Genomic DNA, 16,018 nt, shown 5'->3' on the forward strand with positions numbered 1-16,018 from the left:
AGGGATTGAAAACGGTTCATTCTACCGCCATCTCGGGTATATCACCAAATCGACGCAACCCATTGCGTGCAGGTTTATCGCTACGATGACGATTTAGTTGGAAATATTATGACGGGTAAAAAGCGTTCGGCCAGCTCCAGCCGCTGGCTCCAGGAACACTTTAGCGATAAATATGTGCTTCAGGCGCAGAAAAAAGGGTTGCGTTCGCGCGCCTGGTTTAAACTTGATGAAATACAACAGGGTGACAAGCTTTTCAAACCCGGCATGACCGTGGTAGATCTGGGTGCTGCACCCGGTGGCTGGTCACAATATGTCGTACAGCAAATTGGGAACAAAGGGCGCGTTATTGCCTGTGATATCCTGCCTATGGATCCGATTGTCGGTGTCGATTTCCTTCAGGGTGATTTTCGTGAAGAATCGGTGATCAATGCGCTGCTTGAGCGCGTTGGCGATCAGAAAGTTCAGGTTGTCATGTCCGATATGGCACCGAATATGAGTGGTACACCTGCCGTAGATATTCCCCGGTCGATGTATTTAGTCGAACTGGCGCTGGAAATGTGTCGGGATATCCTGGCACCCGGCGGTAGTTTTGTAGTGAAAGTGTTTCAGGGAGATGGCTTCGATGAATACCTGCGGGAAATTCGCTCCCTGTTTACGAAAGTGAAAATTCGTAAGCCGGACGCTTCACGGTCACGTTCACGTGAAGTGTACATTGTGGCGACTGGGCGCAAACTATAACCAAATTGCTGGAGTAGTCCGCAGTTTTGCTGCGATTCCATGTATGAAGGATCTATAGTACCCTACGCTATCTGTTAACACCGTTGTAATATGAGGTTAATCCCTTGAGTGACATGGCGAAAAACCTGATTCTCTGGTTAGTCATCGCGGTCGTGCTGATGTCAGTATTCCAGAGCTTTGGGCCCAGCGAGTCGAATGGCCGTAGGGTTGATTATTCAACCTTCCTGTCGGAAGTGAACCAGGATCAGGTCCGCGAGGCACGTATTAACGGGCGTGAAATTAACGTTATTAAAAAAGACAGCAATAAATACACCACCTACATTCCTGTCAATGATCCCAAGTTGCTCGATAACCTCTTGACCAAAAACGTCAAAGTGGTTGGCGAACCACCGGAAGAGCCAAGCCTGCTGGCGTCGATCTTCATCTCGTGGTTCCCGATGCTGCTGCTGATCGGGGTGTGGATCTTCTTTATGCGCCAGATGCAGGGCGGCGGCGGCAAGGGCGCGATGTCCTTCGGCAAGAGTAAAGCCCGCATGCTGACGGAAGACCAGATTAAAACCACTTTCGCCGACGTTGCCGGGTGTGACGAAGCGAAAGAGGAAGTCGCCGAGCTGGTGGAATATCTGCGTGAACCGAGCCGCTTCCAGAAGCTGGGCGGTAAGATTCCGAAAGGCGTGCTGATGGTCGGTCCTCCGGGTACCGGTAAAACCTTGCTGGCGAAAGCGATTGCCGGTGAAGCGAAAGTGCCTTTCTTTACCATCTCCGGTTCTGACTTCGTTGAAATGTTTGTTGGTGTCGGTGCATCTCGTGTGCGTGACATGTTCGAACAGGCCAAAAAAGCGGCACCGTGCATCATCTTCATCGATGAAATCGATGCGGTGGGCCGTCAGCGTGGCGCGGGTTTAGGCGGTGGTCATGATGAACGTGAGCAGACACTGAACCAGATGCTGGTTGAGATGGATGGTTTCGAAGGTAACGAAGGTATTATCGTTATCGCCGCGACTAACCGTCCTGACGTGCTTGACCCGGCGCTGCTGCGTCCAGGCCGCTTCGACCGTCAGGTGGTGGTGGGCTTGCCAGACGTGCGTGGCCGTGAGCAGATTCTGAAAGTGCATATGCGCCGTGTTCCGCTGGCGACCGATATTGACGCGGCAATCATTGCGCGCGGTACGCCTGGCTTCTCCGGTGCCGACCTGGCTAACCTTGTCAACGAAGCGGCGCTGTTTGCTGCCCGTTCGAACAAGCGTGTAGTGTCGATGGTTGAGTTTGAGAAAGCGAAAGACAAAATCATGATGGGTGCGGAACGTCGCTCCATGGTGATGACGGAAGCGCAGAAAGAGTCAACCGCCTATCACGAAGCGGGTCACGCGATCATTGGTCGTCTGGTGCCTGAGCACGATCCAGTGCACAAAGTGACCATCATTCCGCGCGGCCGTGCGCTGGGTGTGACCTTCTTCCTGCCTGAAGGCGACGCGATCAGCGCCAGCCGTCAGAAACTGGAAAGTCAGATTTCAACGCTGTACGGCGGCCGCCTGGCAGAAGAGATCATCTACGGTGCTGAACATGTTTCTACCGGTGCGTCGAATGACATTAAAGTCGCGACCAACCTGGCACGTAACATGGTGACGCAGTGGGGCTTCTCAGAAAAACTGGGTCCACTGCTGTATGCCGAAGAAGAGGGTGAAGTGTTCCTCGGACGTTCAGTCGCGAAAGCGAAACATATGTCCGATGAAACAGCCCGCATTATCGACCAGGAAGTTAAACACCTGATCGACAGCAACTACCAGCGTGCTCGCCGCATTCTGGGTGAGAACATGGACATCCTTCACGCGATGAAAGACGCGCTGATGAAGTATGAAACCATTGATGCACCGCAGATCGACGACCTGATGGCGCGCCGCGAAGTGCGTCCGCCAGCCGGCTGGGAAGATCCAGGCAGCAGCAACTCTGACAGCAACGGCACGCCAAAGGCGCCGCGTCCGGTCGATGAACCGCGTACGCCAAACCCAGGCAACACCATGTCAGAACAGTTCGATAAATAAGACGTCACCTCGTCAGACAAAACCCCGGCTGGTCCGGGGTTTTTTACATCCAGATATTGATCAGCAAGGAGTGATTCGCCATGAAGTTGTTCGCCGGTGATTCCCATCTCGATTTATCATTTCCCCATGTGATGGGTATTTTGAATGTCACGCCCGACTCCTTTTCCGATGGCGGTAAGCATAACGCGCTGGTCGATGCGCTCACCCACACCAATGAGATGGTCAATGCTGGCGCGACCATTATCGATGTCGGCGGTGAATCGACCCGTCCGGGGGCCGATGAGGTCAGCGTCGAGCAGGAGCTGGAGCGGGTCATCCCGGTGGTCGAAGCGATTGCCCAGCGTTTTGAAGTCTGGATTTCGGTCGATACCTCTAAAGCCGAGGTGATCCGGGAATCAGCGCGAGTGGGCGCTCACATCATTAACGATGTGCGCTCGCTCTCAGAGCCGGGTGCGCTGGAAGCGGCGGCAGCGACCGGCCTGCCGGTCTGTTTAATGCATATGCAGGGCGAACCACGCACCATGCAGCAGGCGCCACACTATGAAAACATCCTGCACGAAGTGGACACTTACTTCGCGCAGCAGATCGCGCGTTGCGAAGCGGCGGGAATCAAAAAAGAGCGGCTGATACTCGACCCGGGCTTCGGTTTCGGTAAAAATCTTAGCCACAACTATGAACTGCTGGCTCATCTCAGCGATTTTCACCATTTCGGCCTGCCACTGCTGGTGGGCATGTCGCGCAAATCGATGATAGGTCAGTTGTTGAATGTCGGTCCGTCACAGCGTTTAACCGGCAGCCTGAGCTGTGCGGTTATCGCCGCGATGCAGGGTGCACAGATTATTCGCGCCCATGATGTCAAAGAGACGGCCGAAGCGATGCGCGTGGTCGAAGCGACCCGAAGAGCAAAAGGATAATCATGAGTAATCGTAAATATTTCGGTACAGATGGCATTCGTGGCAAAGTCGGTGAAGCGCCAATCACCCCTGATTTCGTCCTGAAGCTGGGCTGGGCCGCAGGGAAAGTGCTGGCGCGTCACGGTTCGAAAAAGATCATTATCGGTAAGGACACCCGCATCTCCGGCTATATGCTGGAGTCAGCCTTAGAAGCCGGTCTGGCGGCCGCGGGCCTGACCGCCGCCTTTACCGGACCGATGCCGACCCCAGCCATCGCTTACCTGACCCGTACATTCCGCGCCGAAGCGGGGATTGTGATTTCGGCGTCGCATAACCCGTTCGACGATAACGGTATCAAATTCTTCTCATCCGAAGGCACCAAGTTGCCGGACGACGTTGAAGAAGCGATCGAACTGGAGATGGAAAAACCGATTACCTGTGTTGAATCCGCCTTACTGGGCCGTGCCAGCCGTATTGTTGATGCCGCCGGACGTTACATCGAATTCTGCAAGGGCACCTTCCCAAGCGAGCTTAACCTTAACGGCCTGAAAATCGTGGTCGACTGCGCTAACGGGGCCACCTACCACATTGCACCGAATGTGTTGCGTGAACTGGGCGCTACGGTGATTGCCATTGCCACCCAGCCGGATGGGATGAACATCAACAAAGAGTGTGGCGCTACCGATCTGAAGATGCTGCAACAGCGGGTGCTGGCGGAGAAAGCGGATATCGGTCTGGCCTACGATGGCGACGGCGATCGCATCATGATGATTGACCATCTGGGCGAAAAGGTAGATGGCGACCAGATTCTCTACATCATTGCGCGCGAAGGGCTGCGTCAGGGCCAGTTGCGCGGCGGCGTGGTCGGCACGCTAATGAGCAATATGGGCCTGGAGCTGGCGCTTAAGCAGCTCGGTATTCCGTTTGCCCGGGCAAAAGTGGGTGACCGCTACGTGCTGGAGAAGATGCAGGAGAAGGGCTGGCGCCTGGGGGCAGAGAACTCAGGCCATGTGATCCTGCTGGATAAAACCACCACCGGTGACGGCATCGTGGCAAGTTTGCAAGTACTTACTGCAATGGTGCGCAACCACATGAGCCTGCACGATCTGTGCAGCGGCATGAAAATGCTGCCTCAGGTACTGGTCAACGTCCGCTTTACCGGTGAGCACGATCCGTTACAGAGCGACGCGGTGAAAACCGTGACGGCAGAGGTGGAAAAAGCGCTGGCCGGCCGGGGGCGGGTGTTGCTGCGCAAGTCGGGCACCGAGCCGTTGATTCGGGTGATGGTGGAAGGCGAGAATGAAGCGCAGGTAACCGAGCTGGCAAACCGCATCGCCGATCAGGTAAAGGCGTTTTAATCGGCTGACAGGCGGTTCGCAGGTTACCGAACCGCCTGTAAAATCACCGGGATGGCGTTTTTTTCTGCAATTAGTTTGGGTGATGAAAATTGCGCTTGCAGAGGTATCCGCCTTTGGTTAGTATTCACACCCGCTTCTGATGGGTGATGACGAGACTCCCCATCAATACTGGTTGAAGCTTTAACTGTACGATTATCGTGCAAGGAACAGGTTGAATATGTACGAAGCTCTTTTAGTTGTTTTCCTTATTGTAGCTATCGCCCTCGTGGGTATGATCATGCTGCAGCAAGGCAAAGGCGCTGATATGGGAGCCTCATTCGGTGCAGGCGCATCCGGTACGCTGTTTGGTTCTACGGGTTCAGGTAATTTCATGACACGTACAACCGGCATCTTAGCGGCACTGTTCTTCATCATCAGCCTGGTTCTCGGTAACCTGAACAGTAATAAAGCCTCGAAAGGAAGCGAGTGGGAAAATCTTTCTGCGCCGGCGCAGTCTTCTCAACAGACTGAAAAGCCAGCTCAACCGGCCACGCCGGGCAGCGATATTCCTAAGTAAGTTCGTCAACACAACGAATCGTTGTGGTCAGTGTAGTGCCGTGGTGGTGGAATTGGTAGACACGCTACCTTGAGGTGGTAGTGCCCGATTGGGCTTACGGGTTCAAGTCCCGTCCTCGGTACCAAATCTTAGTATTACTTGCATTTTATGCAGGTTTGGCGTATTATTCGCCACGTTTTCGGACGCGGGGTGGAGCAGCCTGGTAGCTCGTCGGGCTCATAACCCGAAGGTCGTCGGTTCAAATCCGGCCCCCGCAACCACTTTCCCTTTGAGTTCTTTTTCAAATATACTGTGTGCATCGACGGACGCATTCACGGCTCATTTTTGAAAGAAAATTCTTTGGATGGAGTCCGAGCCGCATTGCGGCGTACAGGGTCCAGTGATTAAAAGCCCCGAATATTCGGGGTTTTTTGTTATTAGCGAATCGTAATACTGGGCTATAGGCCCTTTTTTTATGTCTTGGGGGTGGGCTTGTCCACATTAGAGCAAAAATTGACAGAGTTGGTATCGGCTCCGGTAGAAGCGCTGGGCTACGAACTGGTTGGAATAGAATTCGTTCGTGGTCGCACATCAACCCTGCGCATCTATATTGATAGTGAAGATGGCATCAATGTCGATGATTGCGCCGATGTCAGCCACCAGGTAAGTGCCGTAATGGATGTCGAAGATCCCATTACCGTGCCTTACAACCTAGAAGTCTCCTCACCGGGACTCGATCGTCCTCTGTTCACTGCAGAACACTATGTTCGTTTTATGGGCGATGAAGTGAGTCTGGTGCTGCGTATGGCCGTTCAGAACCGCCGTAAATGGCAGGGAATCATCAAGTCCGTTGATGGCGAGATGATCACGGTGAACGTTGAGGGTAACGATGAAGTGTTCGCGCTGAGTAATATTCAGAAAGCGAACCTGGTCCCCCACTTTTAAAAGTCCGGATTGAGGCTAACCAGGATGAACAAAGAGATCTTAGCTGTTGTAGAAGCCGTTTCTAACGAAAAAGCCCTGCCGCGTGAGAAAATCTTCGAAGCGCTGGAGAGCGCGCTGGCGACTGCGACCAAGAAAAAGTACGAGCAAGAAATTGACGTACGCGTCAGCATTGATCGCCGAAGTGGCGATTTCGATACTTTCCGCCGTTGGGAAATCGTAGAAGAGGTGACGCAGCCGACGCGCGAGATCACGCTGGATGCGGCCCGCTTCGAAGATGAAGCATTCAATCTGGGCGAATATGTCGAAGATCAGATTGAATCGGTCACCTTTGACCGTATCACCACCCAGACCGCTAAGCAGGTTATCGTGCAAAAAGTGCGCGAAGCTGAGCGCGCGATGGTGGTTGATCAGTTCCGTGAGCAGGAAGGCGAAATTATTACTGGCGTGGTGAAGAAAGTTAACCGCGACAATATTTCCCTCGATTTAGGCAGCAATGCCGAAGCGGTTATCCTGCGTGAAGATATGCTGCCGCGTGAAAACTTCCGCCCAGGCGACCGTATTCGTGGCGTGCTCTACTCCGTTCGCCCGGAAGCACGTGGCGCGCAGCTGTTCGTGACGCGTTCCAAACCGGAAATGCTGATTGAACTGTTCCGCATTGAAGTGCCAGAAATTGGCGAAGAAGTGATTGAAATTAAAGCCGCTGCTCGTGATCCGGGCTCGCGCGCTAAAATTGCAGTCAAGACCAACGACAAACGTATCGATCCGGTGGGTGCCTGTGTGGGCATGCGTGGCGCGCGTGTTCAGGCGGTTTCCAGTGAACTGGGCGGCGAGCGTATCGATATCGTGCTGTGGGACGACAACCCGGCGCAGTTTGTTATCAACGCCATGGCTCCGGCTGATGTGGCGTCAATCGTGGTTGATGAAGATAACCACACCATGGATATCGCTGTAGAAGCTGGCAATCTGGCTCAGGCGATCGGCCGTAACGGCCAAAACGTGCGTCTCGCTTCACAGCTGAGTGGCTGGGAGCTGAACGTAATGACCGTCGATGATCTGCAGGCCAAACATCAGGCTGAAGCACACGCAGCAATCGATATGTTCACCAAACATCTCGACATCGACGAAGAGTTCGCCACCGTACTGGTGGAAGAGGGCTTCTCTTCGCTGGAAGAACTGGCATACGTGCCAATCAACGAGCTGTTGGAAATTGACGGCCTCGACGAAGAGACCATTGAAGCCCTGCGTGAACGAGCAAAAAATGCGTTAACCACCCTGGCACTGGCGAAAGAAGAGAGCCTTGGTAACCAGCAGCCCGCTGAGGATCTTCTGAATCTTGAAGGTCTGGATCGTGCTCTGGCTTTCCGCCTGGCGTCGAAAGGCGTTTGCACGCTGGAAGATCTCGCTGAGCAAGGTGTTGACGATCTGACGGATATTGAAGGCATGTCTGATGAGCAAGCCGGCGCGCTGATTATGGCCGCCCGTAATATCTGCTGGTTCGGCGATGACGCGTAATAACAGGAAGGAACAGCATGACAGATGTAACCGTAAAATCGCTGGCCGCAGAAATTCAGACTCCGGTCGATCGCCTGGTACAGCAATTTGCTGATGCGGGGATCCCTAAGTCTGAAAATGACGCAGTGACCCAGCACGAGAAAGAAACCTTATTGTCTCACCTGAATCGTGAGCACGGTCAGGTCGGTTCAGCTAAGCTGACGCTGCAGCGTAAAACGCGCAGCACCTTGAATATTCCAGGCACCGGGGGTAAAAGTAAGTCGGTGCAAATCGAAGTCCGCAAAAAGCGCACATACGTGAAAGGTGATGCAGAGTCTGAGCAAGCTCAGGCCGAAGCAGAAGCCGAGGCGCAGCGTGAAGCGGAAGAGCAGGCGCAACGCGAGGCTGAAGAAAAAGCCCGTCGCGAAGCTGAACAGAAAGCGCAACGTGAAGCCGAAGAGAAAGCCAAGCGCGAAGCCGCTGACAAGGCCAAACGTGCAGCAGCGGAAAATGAGAAAGTGACAAATCAACCTACCGACGAAGTGACCAAGGCTGCGCAGTCCGATAAAGCCCGTCGCGAAGCTGAAGCTGCCGAACTGAAGCGTAAAGCTGAAGAAGAAGCCCGCCGTAAGCTTGAAGAGGCTGCCCGCCTCGTAGCAGAAGAAGCCCGCCGTCTGGCCGAAGAGAAGTCAGCTGAATGGGAAAAACCGGAAGAAGAGGATAAAGGCGACTATCACGTCACCACTTCGACCCATGCCCGTCAGGCTGAAGACGAAAATGACCGTCAGGTTGAAGCGGGTCGTGCGCGTGCGCGTACTACTGCTAAAGCTGCGCGTCCGGCGAAAAAAGGCAACAAACATTCTGAAGCCAAAACTGACCGTGAAGAAGCGCGTGCGCAGATTCGTGGTGGTAAAGGCGGTAAGCATCGCAAACCAAGCGCCTTGCAGCAGGGCTTTAACAAGCCAGCCCAGGCGGTTAACCGCGATGTTGTGATTGGTGAAACCATCACCGTAGCCGAACTGGCTAACAAAATGGCGGTGAAAGGTTCTCTGGTCATCAAAGCGATGATGAAGATGGGCGCCATGGCGACCATCAACCAGGTTATCGACCAGGAAACTGCACAACTCGTTGCCGAAGAGATGGGCCACAAAGTGACCCTGCGTCGTGAAAACGAGCTGGAAGAAGCGGTAATGGACGATCGTGATACCGATGCAGCGCAGGAATCTCGCGCACCGGTTGTGACCATCATGGGCCACGTCGACCACGGTAAAACCTCACTGCTGGACTACATCCGCTCGACCAAAATCGCCTCTGGCGAAGCGGGCGGCATTACTCAGCACATCGGTGCATACCACGTTGAAACCGATAACGGCATGGTCACCTTCCTCGACACCCCAGGCCACGCCGCGTTTACCGCAATGCGTGCACGTGGTGCGCAGGCGACTGACATCGTTATCCTGGTGGTAGCAGCAGACGATGGCGTGATGCCACAGACTGTCGAAGCTATTCAGCACGCCAAAGCAGCCAAAGTGCCGGTTGTGGTTGCGGTGAACAAGTGCGATAAGCCAGAAGCCGATCCGGATCGCGTTAAAAACGAACTGACTCAGTACGGTATCATTCCGGAAGAGTGGGGCGGCGAAAACATGTTCGTCAACGTGTCTGCGAAAGCGGGTACCGGCATTGACGATCTGCTTAACGCTATCCTGCTGCAGGCGGAAGTGCTGGAACTGACCGCTATCCGTGAAGGTATGGCGAGCGGCGTGGTAATCGAATCGTTCCTCGATAAAGGTCGTGGTCCGGTTGCAACCGTGCTGGTACGTGAAGGTACGCTGAACAAAGGCGACATCGTGCTGTGTGGCTTCGAATATGGCCGCGTTCGTGCAATGCGTGACGAACTGGGTCGCGAAGTAACAGAAGCAGGTCCGTCTATCCCGGTTGAGATTCTGGGTCTGTCCGGTGTGCCGGCTGCCGGTGATGAAGCGACCGTGGTCCGTGACGAGAAGAAAGCGCGTGAAGTGGCACTTTATCGTCAGGGCAAATTCCGCGAAGTTAAACTGGCTCGCCAGCAGAAATCTAAGCTGGAGAACATGTTTGCTAACATGACCGAAGGCGAAGTGTCTGAACTGAACATCGTGCTGAAAGCGGACGTTCAGGGTTCTGTGGAAGCGATCTCCGACTCCCTGCTGAAACTCTCCACCGACGAAGTGAAGGTGAAGATTGTCGGTTCAGGCGTGGGCGGGATCACCGAAACCGATGCGACGCTGGCTGCGGCCTCTAACGCCATCATCCTTGGCTTCAACGTCCGTGCCGATGCCTCTGCGCGTCGCGTCATCGATGCAGAAAGCCTGGATCTGCGCTACTACTCCGTCATCTATAACCTGATTGACGAAGTGAAAGCGGCGATGAGCGGTATGCTGGCTCCGGAATACAAACAGCAGATCATTGGTCTGGCTGAAGTCCGCGACGTGTTCAAATCACCGAAATTCGGTGCAGTGGCAGGTTGTATGGTGACCGAAGGCAACATCAAACGTCACAATCCAATCCGCGTCCTGCGTGACAACGTGGTGATTTACGAAGGCGAGCTGGAATCTCTGCGTCGCTTTAAAGATGACGTCAACGAAGTGCGTAACGGCATGGAGTGCGGTATCGGCGTGAAGAACTACAATGACGTCCGTGTCGGCGATATGATTGAAGTCTTTGAAGTGATTGAAGTTAAACGCACCATCGCGTAAGTCACTGCTGATGTGATGCAATTTGGGAGGCCACTGGCCTCCCGAATTATTTGGGAGAAATAATGATGGCGAAAGAATTTGGTCGCCCGCAGCGCGTTTCACAAGAGCTGCAAAAAGAGATTGCGATGATCCTGCAGCGCGAGATTAAAGATCCGCGTCTTGGCATGATGGTCACCGTCTCCGGTGTTGAAGTCTCACGTGATCTGGCTTACGCCAAAGTGTTCGTGACCTTCCTGAATGATAAAGATGAAGAAGCGGTAAAAAATGGCCTGAAAGCGCTGAAAGAAGCCTCAGGTTATATCCGCATTCTGCTCGGCAAAGCGATGCGCCTGCGTATCGTGCCGGAGCTGACCTTCTTCTACGACAACTCGTTGATCGAAGGGATGCGCATGTCTAACCTCGTCAGCAGCGTCGTGAAAAACGATGCTGAGCGCCGTGGCCCTGACGCCACCGGTGAAGACGAGGAGGCGTAATGAGTCGTCCGCGTCGTCGCGGTCGCGACGTCCATGGCGTGTTGTTGCTGGATAAGCCACAAGGCGTCTCGTCGAATGATGTGCTGCAGAAAGTGAAGCGTATTTTTAACGCCAACCGCGCAGGACACACCGGCGCGCTTGATCCGCTGGCGACCGGCATGCTGCCGATTTGCCTGGGTGAAGCGACGAAGTTTTCACAGTATCTGCTGGACTCCGATAAGCGTTATCGGGTGATTGCTCGCCTCGGGGAGCGCACTGATACCTCCGATGCCGATGGCAACGTGGTGCAGACGCGCCCGGTGAGCTTCAGTCAGGCAGAACTGGATGCGGCACTGGACAGCTTCCGCGGCGAAACGCTGCAGGTGCCGTCGATGTTTTCTGCGTTAAAGCATCAGGGCCGACCGCTGTATGAATATGCGCGTCAGGGCATTGAGATTGCGCGCGAGCCGCGTCCGATCACCGTCTACGAATTGCAATTTATTCGCTGGGAAGGTGATGAACTGGAGCTGGAAATCCACTGCTCCAAAGGGACCTATATCCGCACTATCATCGATGATCTGGGCGAAAAGCTCGGCTGTGGTGCGCACGTTATCATGCTGCGTCGGGTGCAGGTTGCACGCTACCCGTATGAGCGCATGGTCACGCTGGAACAGCTCAATGGTTTGCTGACTGCCGCGACCGAAGCCGGTCTTCCGCTGGAAACCCAGCTCGATCCGCTGCTGCTGCCGATGGACAGTCCCGCTGCGGATTTCCCTGAAGTGAATTTGTTGTCTACCGCGGCGGCGTACTTCAAACAGGGACAGCCCGTGCAGGCCAGCAACGTGCCGGCGCAGGGACTGGTCCGGGTCACCGAAGGCGAGGCGCGTAAATTTATCGGCATGGCGGAAATCGCCGACGATGGCCGCGTGGCGCCCCGGCGTTTAGTGGTTGAGTATCAGGATTAAGTGGCGTGATGTTTTTTCGCTGATAGCGCAATTGCGTTGCTATCGGGCGAAGAGTAGAATAGCGCGGCTTTAAAGCGGGATGCTGAATTAGAGATCGGCACCCATACATTCATTTTTTACTGGAGTTTATTATGTCTCTAAGCGTAGAAGCTAAAGCAGAGATCGTTGCTAAATATGGCCGTGGTGCTAACGACAGCGGTTCAACCGAAGTTCAGGTTGCCCTGTTGACTGCGCAGATTACTCATCTGCAGGGTCACTTCTCTGAGCACAAAAAAGACCACCACAGCCGCCGCGGTCTGCTGCGCATGGTATCTCAGCGTCGTAAGCTGCTGGACTACCTGAAGCGTAAAGACGTTGCACGCTACAGCAGCCTGATCGAAAGCCTCGGTCTGCGTCGCTAAGTCTGAAAAATCGGGTCGTCGGCGCGTCATGCAGCGTTTTTGCACCGTACGTGACCTGCGATCGGATTTGTGCGAGTTTCGCGAAAAGGGGGCCTTTATGGCCCCTTTTTTCGAGCAATCGGCAGCAATCCGGACCAAACTCATGTATTGTTGCTTAGTGTGATCTTTGTTTGCAGAGTTTCGCGCGGCTAATGAGAGGCTTTACCGCAGGGGCGGTCAAGGGTTGTCATTAGTCGCGAGGGATGCAACTAAAGATCGGTAATCAATGGCAGGCTACAGATAGCCGTGCCCCGAAGTTAAGGACTTTGATTTTGCTGAATCCGATCGTACGCAAATTCCAATATGGTCAACATACCGTCACGCTGGAAACCGGCATGATGGCTCGCCAGGCGACTGCCGCTGTGATGGTGAGCATGGACGATACCGCGGTATTCGTTACCGTTGTCGGCCAGAAAAAAGCGAAACCAGGTCAGGACTTTTTCCCTCTGACCGTTAACTATCAGGAGCGTACCTACGCTGCTGGTCGTATCCCAGGCAGCTTCTTCCGTCGTGAAGGACGCCCAAGCGAAGGCGAAACCCTGATTGCGCGTCTGATTGACCGCCCGATTCGTCCGCTGTTCCCGGAAGGCTTTGTTAACGAAGTCCAGGTCATTGCGACCGTGGTTTCCGTGAACCCACAGGTTCACCCGGACATCGTGGCAATGATTGGTGCTTCTGCTGCGCTGGCTCTTTCTGGCCTGCCATTCAACGGTCCAATCGGCTCCGCGCGCGTCGGCTACATCAACGATCAATACGTGCTGAACCCAACGGCCGATGAGCTGAAACAGTCTCGTCTGGATCTGGTGGTTGCCGGTACGCAGAATGCCGTTCTGATGGTGGAATCTGAAGCTGAGATCCTGTCAGAAGAGCAGATGCTGGGTGCGGTGGTATTTGGCCACGATCAGCAGCAGGTTGTGATCGAAAACATCAACGCGCTGGTCGCCGAAGCGGGCAAACCTCGCTGGGACTGGCAGCCAGAAGCCGCAAACACCGCGCTGATTTCTCGCGTGGCTGCGCTGGCTGAAGCGCGCATCAGCGATGCTTACCGCATCACTGATAAGCAGGAACGTTACACCCAGGTTGGCGTGATCAAAGATGAAACCATCGCTGCGCTGCTGGCTGAAGATGAAACGCTGGATAGCGCTGAAATTGGCGATATCGTTCACAGCCTTGAAAAGAATGTGGTTCGTACCCGCATTCTGAACGGCGAACCGCGCATCGATGGTCGTGAGAAAGACATGATCCGTGGTCTGGATGTGCGTACTGGCGTGCTGCCACGTACTCACGGTTCTTCGCTGTTCACCCGTGGTGAAACGCAGGCGCTGGTAACCGCGACGCTGGGTACCACCCGCGATGCGCAGAATCTGGATGAGCTGATGGGCGAACGTACCGACAGCTTCCTGTTCCACTACAACTTCCCTCCGTACTCTGTCGGTGAAACCGGCATGGTCGGTTCGCCTAAGCGTCGTGAAATTGGTCACGGTCGTCTGGCGAAGCGCGGCGTGTTGGCCGTGATGCCAAAAGCGGAAGAATTCCCATACACCGTCCGTGTAGTGTCGGAAATCACCGAATCTAACGGTTCTTCATCAATGGCTTCTGTCTGTGGTGCCTCACTGGCGCTGATGGATGCAGGCGTACCGATCAAGGCTGCTGTCGCCGGTATCGCGATGGGTCTGGTGAAAGAAAACGAGAAGTTTGTTGTTCTGTCTGACATCCTGGGCGACGAAGATCACCTGGGCGACATGGACTTCAAAGTAGCTGGTAGCCGTGAAGGTATCACCGCGCTGCAGATGGACATCAAAATCGAAGGCATCACGCGTGAAATCATGCAGGAAGCGCTGAACCAGGCCAAGGGTGCGCGTCTGCACATTCTGGGCGTCATGGAACAGGCTATCAGCACCCCGCGTACTGAGATTTCTGAATTCGCACCGCGCATTTACACCATCAAAATCAGCTCTGATAAGATCAAAGATGTGATCGGTAAAGGCGGCTCAGTGATTCGTGCACTGACCGAAGAGACTGGCACCACGATTGAAATCGAAGATGATGGCACGGTGAAAATTGCCGCGACCGATGGTCTGAAAGCGAAAGAAGCGATTCGTCGTATCGAAGAGATCACCGCAGAGATCGAAGTGGGCCGCATTTACAGTGGTAAAGTGACCCGCATCGTTGACTTCGGCGCCTTCGTCGCTATCGGCGGTGGTAAAGAAGGTCTGGTGCACATTTCTCAAATCGCCGATAAGCGCGTTGAGAAAGTGACTGACTATCTGCAGATGGGTCAGGAAGTTCCGGTTAAGGTGATGGAAGTTGATCGCCAGGGCCGCGTTCGTCTGAGCATCAAAGAAGCGACAGAATCTAAGCCGCAGTCTGAAGAAGCTGCAGCGGTGAGCACACCTGACGCTGAATAAGTCGTTGCTGATTTGCCCCTCCTTGCCTGGCAGGGAGGGGCGTTTGTGTCATCGCGAGGGCGGGAATCCTTGTGCACAGCAGGCGGATGACAGGATGGTTATCCCAATGTTTGTATTCGGGAGTGGGAAATGAAGCCTTTTCTGCGCTGGTGTTTTGTTGCGACAGCTTTGACGCTGGCAGGATGCAGCAACTCCAATTGGCGTAAGAACGAAGTTCTTGCAGTACCTTTACAGCCCACACTGCAGCAGGAAGTGATTCTGGCGCGCATGGAACAAATTCTTGCCAGTCGTGCCCTCACCGATGATGAACGCGCACAGCTGTTATATGAGCGCGGAGTGTTGTATGATAGTTTAGGTCTGCGGGCATTAGCGCGGAACGATTTTTCGCAAGCGCTGTCTATAAGACCAGATATGCCAGAAGTGTTTAACTACTTAGGCATATATTTAACGCAGGCGGGCAACTTTGATGCCGCCTATGAAGCGTTTGATTCTGTACTTGAGCTTGATCCAACTTACAACTATGCGCATTTAAACCGTGGTATCGCCCTCTATTACGGCGGTCGATACAAGTTAGCGCAAGATGATCTGCTGGCGTTTTATCAAGACGATCCTAACGATCCTTTCCGCAGTCTGTGGCTCTATCTCGTTGAACGTGAGATGGATGTCGACAAGGCAAAAGTCGCGCTTCAACAGCGTCACGACAAAGCGGTCAGAGACCAATGGGGATGGAATATTGTCGAGTTCTACCTGGGTGACATCAGCGAAAAGTCGTTGATGGAAAGTCTCCAGGCGGACGCAACGGATAACACCTCGCTCGCTGAACATCTCAGTGAAACCAACTTCTATTTAGGTAAGTACTACCTAAGTCTGGGGGAGAAGGACGACGCGAAAGCGTTGTTCAAACTGGCGGTGGCCAACAACGTCAATAACTTTGTTGAACACCGATACGCATTGTTGGAACTGGCGCAACTCGGCCAGGCACAAGACGATTTATCAGAATCTGACCAGCAATAGCTGAC

The 16,018-nt window shown here is 54.0% G+C and carries 13 protein-coding genes and 2 tRNA genes; all 15 read left to right on the plus strand.

Features of this window, described 5'->3' with window-relative positions; genetic code table 11:
* The first annotated feature begins 108 nt into the window (after positions 1-108).
* The 15 genes from rlmE to nlpI all read left to right on the plus strand — a co-directional run bounded on the left by rlmE (position 109) and on the right by nlpI (position 16,013).
* Entirely contained in the window at positions 109-738 is a 630-nt protein-coding gene (gene rlmE / locus AABB92_RS14530) for a 23S rRNA (uridine(2552)-2'-O)-methyltransferase RlmE (RefSeq protein WP_031375418.1), read from the plus strand.
* 113 nt (positions 739-851) lie between these two features.
* A complete protein-coding gene (gene ftsH / locus AABB92_RS14535; RefSeq protein ID WP_031375417.1) occupies positions 852-2,780 on the plus strand; it encodes an ATP-dependent zinc metalloprotease FtsH in 1,929 nt (642 codons plus the stop codon).
* 80 nt (positions 2,781-2,860) lie between these two features.
* On the plus strand, positions 2,861-3,694 hold the full coding sequence (folP, locus tag AABB92_RS14540) for a dihydropteroate synthase (RefSeq protein ID WP_031375416.1): 834 nt from the start codon (positions 2,861-2,863) through the stop codon (positions 3,692-3,694).
* A gap of 2 nt (positions 3,695-3,696) precedes the next feature.
* Complete coding sequence (gene glmM, locus AABB92_RS14545) at positions 3,697-5,031, plus strand: phosphoglucosamine mutase (protein ID WP_031375415.1); 1,335 nt, start codon at positions 3,697-3,699, stop codon at positions 5,029-5,031.
* A 217-nt stretch (positions 5,032-5,248) separates the two neighbouring features.
* Positions 5,249-5,587, plus strand: a complete 339-nt coding sequence (secG, locus tag AABB92_RS14550) for a preprotein translocase subunit SecG (protein ID WP_031375414.1) — start codon at positions 5,249-5,251, stop codon at positions 5,585-5,587.
* A 37-nt stretch (positions 5,588-5,624) separates the two neighbouring features.
* Positions 5,625-5,711, plus strand: a tRNA-Leu gene (locus tag AABB92_RS14555).
* Between the two features lie 59 nt (positions 5,712-5,770).
* A tRNA-Met gene (locus tag AABB92_RS14560) sits at positions 5,771-5,847 on the plus strand.
* 211 nt (positions 5,848-6,058) lie between these two features.
* Entirely contained in the window at positions 6,059-6,511 is a 453-nt protein-coding gene (gene rimP / locus AABB92_RS14565) for a ribosome maturation factor RimP (protein ID WP_031375413.1), read from the plus strand.
* Between the two features lie 24 nt (positions 6,512-6,535).
* Positions 6,536-8,023, plus strand: a complete 1,488-nt coding sequence (gene nusA, locus AABB92_RS14570) for a transcription termination factor NusA (RefSeq protein WP_031375412.1) — start codon at positions 6,536-6,538, stop codon at positions 8,021-8,023.
* A gap of 17 nt (positions 8,024-8,040) precedes the next feature.
* On the plus strand, positions 8,041-10,734 hold the full coding sequence (gene infB, locus AABB92_RS14575; RefSeq protein WP_031375411.1) for a translation initiation factor IF-2: 2,694 nt from the start codon (positions 8,041-8,043) through the stop codon (positions 10,732-10,734).
* A 65-nt stretch (positions 10,735-10,799) separates the two neighbouring features.
* Positions 10,800-11,207 (plus strand): 30S ribosome-binding factor RbfA, encoded by a 408-nt coding sequence (gene rbfA / locus AABB92_RS14580; RefSeq protein WP_031375410.1) that lies wholly within the window; start codon positions 10,800-10,802, stop codon positions 11,205-11,207.
* A complete protein-coding gene (gene truB, locus AABB92_RS14585) occupies positions 11,207-12,151 on the plus strand; it encodes a tRNA pseudouridine(55) synthase TruB (RefSeq protein WP_031375409.1) in 945 nt (314 codons plus the stop codon). The genes rbfA and truB overlap by 1 nt, the downstream gene beginning before the upstream one ends.
* 131 nt (positions 12,152-12,282) lie before the next feature.
* On the plus strand, positions 12,283-12,552 hold the full coding sequence (gene rpsO / locus AABB92_RS14590) for a 30S ribosomal protein S15 (protein WP_003851063.1): 270 nt from the start codon (positions 12,283-12,285) through the stop codon (positions 12,550-12,552).
* A gap of 311 nt (positions 12,553-12,863) precedes the next feature.
* A complete protein-coding gene (gene pnp / locus AABB92_RS14595) occupies positions 12,864-14,999 on the plus strand; it encodes a polyribonucleotide nucleotidyltransferase (RefSeq protein WP_031375408.1) in 2,136 nt (711 codons plus the stop codon).
* 129 nt (positions 15,000-15,128) lie between these two features.
* A complete protein-coding gene (gene nlpI, locus AABB92_RS14600; RefSeq protein ID WP_031375407.1) occupies positions 15,129-16,013 on the plus strand; it encodes a lipoprotein NlpI in 885 nt (294 codons plus the stop codon).
* The last annotated feature ends 5 nt before the right edge of the window (positions 16,014-16,018 follow it).

Source organism: Pantoea brenneri (assembly GCF_038594305.1).
GTDB classification, from domain to species: Bacteria; Pseudomonadota; Gammaproteobacteria; order Enterobacterales; family Enterobacteriaceae; genus Pantoea; species Pantoea brenneri.

Coding starts and splice junctions, on each gene's coding strand:
- folP (WP_031375416.1), top strand. CDS start 2,861: ATGAAGTTGTTCGCCGGTGATTCCCATCTCGATTTATCATTTCCCCAT.
- nusA (WP_031375412.1), top strand. CDS start 6,536: ATGAACAAAGAGATCTTAGCTGTTGTAGAAGCCGTTTCTAACGAAAAA.
- rlmE (WP_031375418.1), top strand. CDS start 109: ATGACGGGTAAAAAGCGTTCGGCCAGCTCCAGCCGCTGGCTCCAGGAA.
- glmM (WP_031375415.1), top strand. CDS start 3,697: ATGAGTAATCGTAAATATTTCGGTACAGATGGCATTCGTGGCAAAGTC.
- ftsH (WP_031375417.1), top strand. CDS start 852: ATGGCGAAAAACCTGATTCTCTGGTTAGTCATCGCGGTCGTGCTGATG.
- secG (WP_031375414.1), top strand. CDS start 5,249: ATGTACGAAGCTCTTTTAGTTGTTTTCCTTATTGTAGCTATCGCCCTC.
- rbfA (WP_031375410.1), top strand. CDS start 10,800: ATGGCGAAAGAATTTGGTCGCCCGCAGCGCGTTTCACAAGAGCTGCAA.
- infB (WP_031375411.1), top strand. CDS start 8,041: ATGACAGATGTAACCGTAAAATCGCTGGCCGCAGAAATTCAGACTCCG.
- truB (WP_031375409.1), top strand. CDS start 11,207: ATGAGTCGTCCGCGTCGTCGCGGTCGCGACGTCCATGGCGTGTTGTTG.
- nlpI (WP_031375407.1), top strand. CDS start 15,129: ATGAAGCCTTTTCTGCGCTGGTGTTTTGTTGCGACAGCTTTGACGCTG.
- rpsO (WP_003851063.1), top strand. CDS start 12,283: ATGTCTCTAAGCGTAGAAGCTAAAGCAGAGATCGTTGCTAAATATGGC.